This window comes from Sphingobacterium sp. UBA7855 (assembly GCA_002500745.1).
Classification (GTDB): Bacteria; Bacteroidota; Bacteroidia; order Sphingobacteriales; family Sphingobacteriaceae; genus Sphingobacterium.
In genome coordinates this window covers 1-11,832 of record DLST01000005.1, presented here as the reverse complement: position 1 = coordinate 11,832, position 11,832 = coordinate 1, and the positions used below count along the sequence as shown (strand labels likewise).

The following is an 11,832-nucleotide window of genomic DNA, read 5'->3' as shown; positions in this document are numbered from 1 at the left end:
GTGGAAGGCATAAAGCCTTTTGACTCCAACTTGCTGTTCTCATAGCCTGTTGGAGCAATATTAAGCTCATCTAAATAAATGTGGAGTTGATTGTCAACCTGATCGACTGCTAAAATCTGAAAATATTCTAAAAGCCCTTCGGGCATCAATAGGGACAGTAATTTACGTTCGGCGTCTTGCAAGGTTGATTCGTTTTTTAAGATGCTAATTTAGAAAATTATTACTATTCCCCCAAGAATTCTGCTTGATCCATTATCACATCAAATGATCATGCGGATACAATCCCTTTTTTTGTTACATAAGTTGAGTTCCCTACCTTTTTTTTAAAAAATTTTTAGCTACATCTGATGGGGATTAAATGGCAATCCTATTAACCGTTACCTCACTGCTTGTTCAGTGTTTGTTCAGTGCTTGTTCAGTGATGACTCAGCCAGCATTGAATAAGCAGTGACTAATTACTGTCCATATATAGAGTAATTATAGTTGTTAGGAAAAAGTTGATATTGGGTTGTATTACACTTTATTGATTATCTTAGTCAATTTTAATCAGCCCATTGCTTAGCAGTGTCAATAGGTTTGGTTTTATTTTCTTCAGACTAGATTTTCTTAGTTTTCGCATCCACATAAACATAGGTCTACGATAGGATCTGCTTCGAAAGGTATTAAGGGCAAATGCAATACGATACAATAAAATGTGGTTTTTTTGTTAAAAAAGTGGCCATAAAAGAAAAATGATCAGGCAGTTTTCGTCTTTTAAAAATCTTTTTTTTATATGAATTTTGTTGTTTACATTGGAAATACCAAATGTAAACTTGAATGAAGGTATTTTTTCTATCGCTGGCATTGTTCTGCTTTCTCCTCACTCAGGGGCAGGTAGGCTTTGTATTGAATGGAAAAAAGAAGGCTAAATTTTCTTTCCTCTTTGTACATAACTTGGTCATCATTCACGTTTTGGTGAATGGTTATCCGATGAACTTCCTCTTGGATACAGGCGTAAAGGAAACCATGATTTTTGGCGAGACATTAAAATCAATTGACACCGCAGTTTTTGTCAACAAATTTCAGGGTTTAGGTCGTGAAGAGGGGCTGGATGGCTATCTATCGATTAATAACCATGTCAATATAGCTGGTGTATATGAAGATTTGAACCAACCAATATACATTTTACAAAATGCTCATATTGATATCTCTACGCGCATAGGAATAGAGGTCAATGGTATTATGGGAAGTCGTTTTTTTGAAAACCACATGATAGAAATTGATTTTCAAAAGCACCGCATCACATTATTTCCTCAGAAAAATCGGCCCAAGATGCTGGAGAAAATGCAATGTCTACCATTGGATATTGTAAATAGCCGCCCCTATATTTCAGTTGCTTTCAGACAGGATAATGCCGTGATCGATGGTCGGGTATTGATCGATATGGGAAATAGCGATGCTTTGATGCTTATTCCGTCGAGGTTAAACAATTTCGATATTAAACCTCCATTTATCGATGATTATATAGGGCAAGGCTTTAATGGCGAGATTTACGGGAAGAGAAATCGAATACGGTCGCTTGAGCTTGAGCCGTTTACGATGAATTACCCACTTGTCGCCTATCCTGAGTTGAGTTCATTACAACATGCGACATTTGTAAGTGAAAGAATAGGTTCGCTTGGCAACGAATTGTTGCGCCGATTTAAAGTCATATTAGATTATCCAAACAAAGCAATCTATCTTCGGAAGAATAAGGATTTTGATCGTTTTTATTATTTGAATATGAGTGGTCTGGAAATTATACATGATGGTATTCAATACGAGAGAGAAGAAATCCCTGTAGTCCTTCAAAAAGATGGTGGTACAGAGGTAAGAATGGGAAATAGCGTGCAATATCGCTTTGTACTTCGAAATATGTATAAGATTGCAACGGTGCGCGAGGGGTCACCAGCGGCAATCGCAGGACTACTCTCTGATGATAAAGTCATTAGGATCAATGGTCGCCCCGCATCTTCATTTTCTTTGGAGTCGATTCATAATCTTTTTAAATCGGAAGAGGGTAAGGAAATGCATCTTCGTGTGATAAGGGGTGAGAATACGGTAGATTTTAAATTTGTGTTAAAAGATCCTCTTCCCTTTAACGTAGATTAAATATCTGAAGTTTTTTTTATTAGCTAAACTTACTTATATTTGCACTCGATATTATTCTATTAACACTTTAAATACGAAGAGATATGTTGGTCGCTAGAAAGATAACACAGCAAGCTTTTAAGGCAAATGGATTTGCCGAAAGTATTCTTCGTGCTTTTTGTAAGATGTAAGATATTCTTCGAGATGTAAGCATATCCTTATAGATTCAATCCGCTAGGATGAATTGTCAAGTAGCTTAATTCTTTTGAAAAACCAATTTATACAAATCAAGAAGCCGAAGTTCATTCGGGCTTTTTTTATTTTCTGGATTTGATGTTCAATTAAAACGAGCTAACCGTAATCGGCGATGATCGCTTTGTGTCTTTGCGCGTGCCGCTGAGGGATAATTCGCAGCATTGGACGGTTAATTTCCAAAATATGTTCCCGAATTTTTTCAACATGCTGCCAATTTGATTCGCAAGAACAGATTGACCGTTAACTGTTTATTTTTTTTAATAAAAATGGGAAGTAAATTATCAGGGAAAAGTCTAGTTAAAATAGGGTTTCCTAAAAATAATGTAATTAATATAGCTTTAGGGCTGATCACAAGGTATCGTAAGAAAGAAGAGAAAGCAACGATTCTTCTTGAACTTGCGGAGCTTTTAGAAGCTCCTGAGCGGTTTATGGGGCATAAAATATGGGGCAAAGTCTCTGAAGGACTGGTTAAACCCGTTGAGCTGCGCATGCAGGAACTGTATTCACATCCAGCTCCATTTAGCATATTTGGAGAAAATGAAATTGATGAGCAGGCCAAAAGGCAATTGTATGATGCTTTGAGATTACCCATTTCAAGACAAGGTGCATTGCTGCCGGATGCACATACTGGTTATGGGCTTCCTATTGGAGGCGTGCTGGCTGTAGAAAATGCTGTAATACCATACGGCGTTGGTGTCGATATCGGTTGTCGGATGAGTCTGTCGATATTCGATTTGCCGGGCAGTTATTTTAAAGGGAGAGAATTTCAACTTAGAAATATATTGAAGGAAAATACCAAATTTGGTTTAAATGAGACACATCGTGATAAACATGATCACGTTATTTTCAGCAGAGCTGAATTTCAGGAAATTCCTATGTTAAAGGAGTTGTTGGGTAAAGCGTACAGACAATTTGGGACTTCCGGCAGTGGTAATCATTTTGTCGAATTCGGTGTAGTTGAACTTCATACTGTGAGGGATGAATGGGGAATAAGTCCAGGGCTGTATCTGGGAATTTTATCCCATAGTGGCTCTCGAGGACTGGGCGCGCATATCGCTAAACATTATACAGCTCTTGCGGCACAGCAATGTCCCTTACCGCGCCACGTACAGCATTTGGCCTGGCTGGATTTAGCACGTGAAGAGGGGCAGGAATATTGGATGGCAATGAATTTGGCGGGAGAATATGCACAGGCCTGTCATGCTGATATTCATCGACGCCTGGCGAAAGCACTTGGCGGCAATCCCATCGTAACGATCGAAAACCATCACAATTTTGCCTGGAAGGAAATTGTGAATGGTGAAGAATGTATCGTTCACCGGAAGGGCGCAACGCCTGCTGGTGACGGTGTGCTGGGGATAATCCCTGGTTCGATGACAGCGCCAGGATTTATTGTGGAGGGGAAAGGAAACCCACTAAGTTTACAGTCTGCATCACATGGAGCTGGGCGTGTAATGTCAAGGTCAGCCTGTAAAAACAGTCTGACAAAAAGCGCCATGCTAAACGATCTGGAAGCACATGGGGTGCATTTAATTGGTGGGGCATTGGATGAATCACCGCGCGCTTACAAAGATATTCATCGGATCATGAAATTACAGCAAGAACTGGTTTGTGTTCTCGGTACATTCAGTCCGAAGATCGTTCGTATGGATAAATAATATGATGGAGGAAAAGTACGTGCAAGTTACCTCAGGACGAGGTCCTAAGGAATGTAATTTGGCAGTTAAGTTAGTTACTAACTGCATCTCTTTTGAAGCTAGTAAAGTTGGGGTAATAGTCGAAGGATTAGCTACAGAAGAAATTGATGGACTTCCCAGTTCGTCGACCATCCGGCTGAGGGGAAATGATCTGGACCGATTGTTGGATAAATGGATTGGTACAGTCTGTTGGGTCTGTAAAAGTCCCTTTCGCCCTTTGCATAAACGCAAAAATTGGTTTGTGGAAGTAAAACTCGATTCTCCGGTAGCAAAGGAAGAATTCCTGCATCTGAAAGATGTCTATTTTCAGGCCATGCGTAGCAGCGGAGCAGGAGGCCAACATGTCAATAAGGTCAGTTCAGCAGTCAGAGCGACGCATGTTCCTACTGGTATCAGTGTACAGGTGATGGATACGAGGTCTCAGTTACAGAATAAAGAAATTGCAATGCTGCGATTAGCGGAGCGTTTGAAGGAATTGGGCCGTGAGGAGTTAAATGTGGCCAATGAGCAAAAATGGAAAAATCAAATCGAAGTGAAGAGAGGACAGGCAAAGCGGATTTTTCATGGACCTAATTTTGTCGAAAAATAGTTTTTTAGTCATTTATAGACAAAGCAACGATCCATGTGGTCATTCGGATTTAGATAGAAGCCTTGAGCCTGAAGTTCAGGGCTTCTTGAATTAATTGAAGTGTTTTTTGTTTATAGCCGTATTTTCTTCTGTAAATAACCTTGCGTTTAGAAAATAATTTGTTTTATTGGTATGGTAATGTGTATCTTTAAGAATAACGCTCTAAAGATGAGTGTTCAGACTACATAGACTTAAATAATTGCTGTTGCCTGTAGCTAAAGGCGATTGCAGGGCTTGGAATTTCAAATTCTATATTATGATAAAATCCCCAGGTTTCCTCTTTAGGGAAGCGATCAAGAACGAAAAACCATTGCAAATTGTTGGGGCCATAAATGCTAATCATGCCCTTTTGGCTGAGCAGGCGGGTTTTAAGGCAATTTATCTTTCTGGCGGTGGTGTTGCTGCCGGCTCACTAGGAATTCCAGACCTTGGAATTACCACACTTCAAGATGTTTTGATTGATGTAGATCGCATTACAAATGTATGTTGTCTCCCCTTGATGGTGGATATTGATACCGGCTTTGGACCGTCGGCCTTTAATGTTGCCCGAACGATAAAATCGTTAATTAAGGTGGGTGCAGCAGCAGTACATATGGAAGATCAGGTAGGAGCTAAACGTTGTGGACACCGACCGGGTAAGGAACTAGTCTCTTGTGCTGAAATGGTCGACCGCCTAAAAGCGGCAGTGGATGCGCGAACGGATGAACATTTTGTCATTGGTGCACGTACGGATGCACTCGCTTCGGAGGGTATTGAATTGGCTCTGGAACGCGCTGTCGCATATAAAGAGGCTGGAGCAGACTTTATTTTTGCTGAAGCAGTTCACCATTTGGACCAATACGTTCGATTTAGTGCAGCAACTGGCCTCCCTATTCTGGCGAATATTACTGAATTTGGACAGACACCGTTGTTTAATCTGGATGAACTGCGTCAGGCGGACGTTTCTATTGTTCTGTATCCACTTTCTGCTTTCCGTGCAGCTAACAAAGCGGCCACGGAGGTTTATCGTCACATTCGGCAAGACGGCGGACAGGCTAATATGGTGGACCACATGCAGACAAGAGAAGAGTTATACAGAAGTATCGATTATTATGCCTATGAAAATCGATTGGATCAATTGTTTAATAAATAATTTTATCAGATGGAAGAGACAAACGGTACGGGTTTTAAGCCTAAAAAAAGTGTGGCACTCTCTGGTGTGCCGGCAGGTAATACCGCTTTGAGTACTGTCGGGAAAAGTGGTAATGATTTGCACTATAGGGGGTATGATATCTTGGAGTTGGCGCATCAAGCCAGTTTTGAGGAGGTGGCCTACTTGCTTGTTTATGGAAGTTTACCAACTCAGGCGCAATTAAACAGTTACCAAAGTCAGATCTTAAGTCAGCGTGGGTTGCCGATTACGGTTCAGCACGTACTGAAGCAATTGCCATCAACTGCTCATGCCATGGACGTCTTGCGAACTTATGTATCTTTTTTTGGAAGTGTTTCGCCCGAAAAAGAAAGCCATCCCATTGCTGGGGCTCGCGATATTGCAACGCGTTTGATGGCGTCAATGGCTTCAGCACTGCTGTATTGGTACCATTTCAGCCAGCATGGGCGTGAAATTGAAGTTGAGACAGCTGATGCAACTTTAGGCGGCCATTTTCTGCATCTGCTACATGGAAAGGTACCCGCTGCTTCTTGGGTAAGAGCCATGCAGATTTCACTCAATTTATATGCAGAACATGAGTTTAATGCATCAACATTTACAGCGCGCGTCATTGCTGGGACGGGGTCTGATATGTATTCCTGTATAGCCGGTGCGATCGGTGCGTTACGCGGGCCTAAGCATGGCGGGGCCAATGAGGTAGCTTTCGAAATACAGAGCCGTTATGCAAATGCTGATGAGGCGGAAGTGGATATCCGGAGACGATTGGCTAATAAGGAAGTTATTATTGGGTTTGGTCATCCCGTGTATACAATCTCGGACCCAAGAAATGAAGTGATAAAGCAAGTGGCAAGGGAGCTGTCGGAAGAAGCTGGAAATATGACCCTCTACCTGATCGCAGAGCGATTGGAAAAGGTAATGTGGGAAGAAAAGAAAATGTTTCCGAATCTAGATTGGTACTCGGCAGTGTCCTATCATATCATGGGCATTCCGACAGAGATGTTTACTCCTTTATTTGTTCTCTCACGTATTACCGGATGGTCTGCGCATGTTTTCGAACAGCGTCAAGATGGAAAAATTATCCGGCCAAGTGCACATTACACGGGTCCTGACAATAGAGCTTTTGTGCCTATTTCTGAACGGTAAATCGTGTTGGGGACTAAAGATCAATCCTCTTATTAGCATTTAGCTATTAGGAAAAGTAGGCGCAAGAGCGGATTTTAATAAACAAGTAAAACCACAATCTTATACAACATACACGAATGGGTTCAGCAATATCAAATGAAAGACCACAGCCAGATCAGGTTTTAGTGGACATTGTGGACTATGTCCTAAACGATCAAATTGGGGGGGAAGTCGCTTGGAATACGGCTTTTTATTGTTTTCTCGATACAGTCGGTTGCGGCTTGGAAGCATTAACATATCCCGCCTGTACCAAACTCTTAGGGCCTGTTGTTGCCGGTACCATTGTGCCGAACGGCGCACGGGTGCCAGGTACAAATTTTCAGTTAGATCCCATACAGGCGGCATTCAATATCGGCACGATTATTCGATGGCTAGATTTTAATGATACCTGGCTCGCTGCAGAGTGGGGACATCCATCAGATAATCTGGGTGGTATTTTAGCAGTAGCAGATTGGTTGAGTCGAAGCAATATAGCTAACGGTCAAAAGCCGTTGAAGACTAAAACCGTGCTGGAAGCAATGATTATGGCCCACGAGATACAAGGTGTTTTAGCACTTGAAAATTCTTTTAATAAGGTGGGGATAGACCATGTTATTTTGGTGAAGGTGGCTTCAACAGCTGTTGTAGGTAAGCTTCTTGGTCTAACAAGAGAAGAGCTTCTCAATGCGGTTTCTTTGGCTTTTGTTGACGGGCAAGCGTTACGCACGTATCGACATGCACCAAATACAGGTAGCCGAAAATCCTGGGCTGCGGGAGATGCTACTTCGCGTGCTGTCCGGCTCGCATTGATCGCAAAAACTGGAGAAATGGGCTACCCCTCTGTTTTGACTGCGCCAACGTGGGGATTTTATGAAGTATCGTTTCGAGGGAATCCATTTAAATTTCAACGAGAATATGGATCTTATGTAATGGAGAATATTCTTTTTAAAATCTCATTTCCGGCCGAATTTCATGCGCAGACTGCAGCTGAAGCTGCTATGCAACTTTATCAGCAACTGAAGGAATTTGGAAAGAGCAGTGCGGATATTGCTCGTGTAACCATCCGAACACATGAAGCCGCTATTCGTATCATTGATAAAAAGGGGCCTTTGCACAATCCAGCAGATCGGGATCATTGTATTCAATACATGGTGGCAATTCCGTTAATTTTTGGGCGGTTGACAGCTGACGACTATGAAAATCATATCGCTTCTGATCCAAGAGTCGATACACTACGCGATAAAATTTCCTGCGTTGAAGATGTGCAGTTCACTGCTGACTATCACGATCCTCATAAACGTGCAATATCAAACGGTTTGACAATTGAATTGATGGACGGTACAATATTGCCTGAATTAGTGGTTGAATATCCGATAGGTCATCCCAGGCGTAGGGCAGAAGGTATTCCTAAGTTAATTGAAAAATACAAAACAAATCTTGCTCGTATATTTTCGGAAAAGCAACAGCATACCATTCTTGCTGCAACTTTGGACTACGATACTTTCCTTGAGCAGGATGTTTCGCATCTCATGGATTTGTTCGTCCGCCAATGCTAGTGAAGTAGGGTGGCGTTAAATGTTACCCTACTTTTATTTTTTATCACCGCGCTACATCACTAAATCGAATATGCTATTTTAAGATCGTAATCGGTATGCTGTACCCCTGGGTGTTTTTATATCAGGGCCAGTTTGACTCGAAACCATGATAAAATCTAAAATTCTTATCCGCCAGCTTTTTTAAAGATTCGGGGATGTCCCATTGATCGCCAAGGGGCTGAAATACCTGACATTCGGCCACGAAAAGCGGAAGCGTTGTGCGGTCGATGTGGCTAAATACCCCGCCTGTATAAGAGGCATAACCTACGCCTAAAATAGCGCCGATGTCACCGTCGATGGGTTGATCGAGTATGCCTTCCTCGAGGCATCGATAACTATCTAATGCCATAACATGCAACAAACGCTTATGGATCGTTGCAGGCTTTATATTTTCCTTTAGAGATGAAATTTTGGGATTATTCCAAATCGTTTTGTTTTTGTTTTCACCCGGGTAATCGTAGAATCCTGCTCCCCATTTTTTTCCTTTTCTTCCCTGGTCGACTAGCATTCGCAGGTAGTTATATGCACGCTTTTGGCTGGCGTGCAGCCGCGGTAATTGATCATAAACATGTAACATCAGTTCCAGGGAAATTTCATCCAATACTGCCAAGGGCCCCACTGCAAATCCTGCTGCCGCCGCTTCTTTTTCAATCAACTCCGGTGAGATACCCTCTAGAACCATGGTAATCCCTTCGAGTAAATAGTTGAAGAAAACGCGTGAGGTGAAGAAGCCAGGGCCATCATGTACGACTATTGGCACTTTATTGAGGCACAAAGCTGTAGTAAGTGCTTTTTCCAACGTTTTTTGCGCCGTTTGCTTACCGCAGATGATTTCGACAAGGGGCATGCGATCTACCGGAGAGAAGAAATGCATACCTATAAAATTCTCAGGATTGTTGGATGCTTTTGCAAGCTCCGTAATGGGCAATGATGTGGTATTTGTGGCGAAGAAACCATCTTGGTGCAAATAGGGTAAGCTTTCTTGTGTTACTTGTGCTTTAAGATGGAAATCTTCAAATACCGCTTCGATAACACAATCAGATCCATCAAGATCTGCCACTTGATCGGTAGGTTTGATACGAGCAAGTAATTGTTGTTGTTGTGAGGACGTGATGCCACCGAAAGCGAATAGTTTTTCGCAAATCCGATTGGAATAGCCTTTGCCCCGTTCAGCATGGTCGAGTGTAACATCTTTTAAAATCACCTCAATTCCCGCTCGTGCAGCTTCAAAAGCTATACCAGATCCCATCATACCGGCACCCAATATGCCAATCTTTTTTAGGTCGTAGTCGTTAATATGTGTGATCTTCGTGGATGATTTGGCTGATTTTACGCCATAATGGAGTGTGCGGACCATACTTAGTGTCTCGGGAAGATTGAAGACTTCCACGTACAGCGTTGCTTCCTTCACGGCGATTTCAAGAGGGCTGGATGAAGAGTTTGCTGTTAATAACTCAATGACAGCATTTATGCCGGGATATAAGCCATGTGCCTTTTTTTGAATATTGAAAACTGCATCGGCTGTTATTTCGTCGGTATGCCGACTCCCTTGCTTATCCAAACACTCAGGTCTATGGCGGATTGAGGTTTTGGCTAATGACAAGCAGTCATCCGAGTGATATGTTAATTCGTCCACCAATCCCATTTGATGAGCTTCATCACTACTTAAGAGTTTGTTTTGGGTCAGCAAGCGGAGTGCATCGTCGGCGCCAATCAATGGTGGTAAATAGACGGTTGTACCAAAAGCTGTAAATAGCCCGTATTTAGCTTCCGGGAAACCTAATGCTATTTTTCTTGGTGCGATTCGATAGCTAGACCATAGCATAGTTGCTAATGCTATAGCTGAACAATTACCGGTAAAGATGGAAACAATCGGTATATGAAACGTCTTCCAGCGCAATACCTTTGAAAGAAGCTTGAATAAGTCCGATGAAGTTGCACGGTTCATTGAAAATTGCTCAAATAACTGAATATAGTCAATTTTTTCATCTGGAATAGGACAAGTATACACCACCCCTTTGATTTCTTTGGTTTCGAGAACAAGCGTGACCAGATCAACAAATTGCGTGAGATAGCCTACAATGTCCAGCTGCTCGGCTATCGTCGTTGAGATAGGGGTTATTGTAATGATATGATGATCATCCTGTTCTACCCAAAAGAGGGGATGTGTAAGATAAGATTTTTTCTCTTGCATAATACGTGACAATAGGTGTTGCGTTACTTCGACGATTGATTCGAACTTTTGGATGGATAGGTTACATGATCTATCGTCATTTTGGCGATGATTTCGAGCATGATTTCTGATGTGCCGCCAATAATAGTTCCGACACGCACATCGCGATATAACCGGGCGATTTTATAATCTTCTGTAAATCCATAGCCACCAAATAATTGAAGACATTGATTTACAACACTCAGCGCAAGCTCACTCGCTTGTAGTTTAGCTATGGAGCATTCCTGGACGGCATATTCCTGCTGATTTTGCAGGTCACAACAATGGTAAATAAAAGCTTTCGTTGTAGCTATATTCGCTTTCATTTGCGCTAGACGATGCCGGATGGTTTGAAATTCCTGAATTTTCTTGCCAAAGGCTTCACGTTGTGCAACATAGTCAAGTGTATACTGAAATGCAGACTCTGCGGTAGCAAGACTATGGATAGCTGCAGTTAGTCGTTCCAATTGGAGTCCATCCATTAAGTAGCGGAATCCTTCTCCTTCTTTACCAATGAGGTGCGAAATAGGGACACGAACGTTGTTAAATGCTAATTCAGCTGTATCAGAGGCATGCCAGCCAAGTTTTTTGATTTTGCTTGACGAAACGCCAGTTGCATTTCGGTCGATAAGCAGCAAGCTGATACCTTTTGTACCCTGTTTAGGAGATGTCTTGACAGCCGTAATAAAGAAATCACCACAATACCCATTCGTGATAAAAGTTTTAGACCCGTTGACAATGTAAAAATCTCCATCGCGTACGGCTGTTGTCTTGATTTGCTTTACATCAGAACCGGCTCCGGGTTCCGTTATAGCGATAGCACTTACCATATCACCTGCAATAACGGGCTGAAGATAACGTGCTTTTAGATCTTCTGAACTATATTTGAGTAAATATGGAGCGGACATAAACTGAATAACAAGTGCAGAAATGGTAAATCCTCCAGAAAAGCAAGCGGATAATTCTTCACAAAGGATTAAGGAATAATAGAAATCCAGGTCTACAGGGAGTGTAAATTAAACTGT

The 11,832-nt window shown here is 41.9% G+C and carries 9 protein-coding genes; 6 read left to right on the top strand and 3 right to left on the bottom strand.

The annotated features are described in order from the left end of the window. On the bottom strand, positions 1-182 hold a 182-nt coding region (locus B2107_RS03930), incomplete at its 3' end, for an ISAon1 family transposase N-terminal region protein (protein ID WP_422663697.1). 634 nt (positions 183-816) lie between these two features. Here B2107_RS03930 and B2107_RS03925 point away from each other — a divergent pair. From B2107_RS03925 to B2107_RS03900, 6 genes are all read left to right on the top strand, one after another. Beyond that, positions 817-2,130, top strand: coding sequence for a PDZ domain-containing protein (locus tag B2107_RS03925; protein ID WP_293953327.1), 1,314 nt, complete (start codon positions 817-819; stop codon positions 2,128-2,130). A gap of 500 nt (positions 2,131-2,630) precedes the next feature. After that, positions 2,631-4,022: an RtcB family protein gene (locus B2107_RS03920; RefSeq protein ID WP_293953325.1), complete on the top strand. Its 1,392-nt coding sequence runs from the start codon at positions 2,631-2,633 to the stop codon at positions 4,020-4,022. Position 4,023: 1 nt separating this feature from the next. Continuing rightward, positions 4,024-4,650: a peptide chain release factor H gene (gene prfH / locus B2107_RS03915; RefSeq protein ID WP_293953323.1), complete on the top strand. Its 627-nt coding sequence runs from the start codon at positions 4,024-4,026 to the stop codon at positions 4,648-4,650. A 295-nt stretch (positions 4,651-4,945) separates the two neighbouring features. After that, a complete protein-coding gene (prpB, locus tag B2107_RS03910) occupies positions 4,946-5,821 on the top strand; it encodes a methylisocitrate lyase (protein ID WP_293953321.1) in 876 nt (291 codons plus the stop codon). 9 nt (positions 5,822-5,830) lie between these two features. Continuing rightward, positions 5,831-6,982, top strand: a complete 1,152-nt coding sequence (gene prpC / locus B2107_RS03905; protein ID WP_293953319.1) for a bifunctional 2-methylcitrate synthase/citrate synthase — start codon at positions 5,831-5,833, stop codon at positions 6,980-6,982. Positions 6,983-7,098: 116 nt separating this feature from the next. Then, positions 7,099-8,556 carry a bifunctional 2-methylcitrate dehydratase/aconitate hydratase gene (locus B2107_RS03900; RefSeq protein WP_293953317.1) on the top strand — a complete coding sequence of 486 codons (1,458 nt, stop codon included), beginning with the start codon at positions 7,099-7,101 and terminating at the stop codon, positions 8,554-8,556. A 121-nt stretch (positions 8,557-8,677) separates the two neighbouring features. On the opposite strand, the gene B2107_RS03895 is transcribed toward B2107_RS03900, so the two are convergent. Both B2107_RS03895 and B2107_RS03890 read right to left on the bottom strand, forming a co-directional pair. After that, positions 8,678-10,789, bottom strand: a complete 2,112-nt coding sequence (locus B2107_RS03895) for a 3-hydroxyacyl-CoA dehydrogenase NAD-binding domain-containing protein (protein ID WP_293953315.1) — start codon at positions 10,787-10,789, stop codon at positions 8,678-8,680. A gap of 23 nt (positions 10,790-10,812) precedes the next feature. Continuing rightward, positions 10,813-11,805 carry an acyl-CoA dehydrogenase family protein gene (locus tag B2107_RS03890; RefSeq protein ID WP_293953329.1) on the bottom strand — a complete coding sequence of 331 codons (993 nt, stop codon included), beginning with the start codon at positions 11,803-11,805 and terminating at the stop codon, positions 10,813-10,815. Positions 11,806-11,832: the final 27 nt, after the last annotated feature.

Bases quoted from the DNA above. Each gene is read 5' to 3' on its own strand.
- B2107_RS03900 (WP_293953317.1), top strand. From the start codon at position 7,099: ATGGGTTCAGCAATATCAAATGAAAGACCACAGCCAGATCAGGTTTTA.
- B2107_RS03925 (WP_293953327.1), top strand. From the start codon at position 817: ATGAAGGTATTTTTTCTATCGCTGGCATTGTTCTGCTTTCTCCTCACT.
- B2107_RS03895 (WP_293953315.1), bottom strand. From the start codon at position 10,789: ATGCAAGAGAAAAAATCTTATCTTACACATCCCCTCTTTTGGGTAGAA.
- prpC (WP_293953319.1), top strand. From the start codon at position 5,831: ATGGAAGAGACAAACGGTACGGGTTTTAAGCCTAAAAAAAGTGTGGCA.
- B2107_RS03920 (WP_293953325.1), top strand. From the start codon at position 2,631: ATGGGAAGTAAATTATCAGGGAAAAGTCTAGTTAAAATAGGGTTTCCT.
- prfH (WP_293953323.1), top strand. From the start codon at position 4,024: ATGATGGAGGAAAAGTACGTGCAAGTTACCTCAGGACGAGGTCCTAAG.
- prpB (WP_293953321.1), top strand. From the start codon at position 4,946: ATGATAAAATCCCCAGGTTTCCTCTTTAGGGAAGCGATCAAGAACGAA.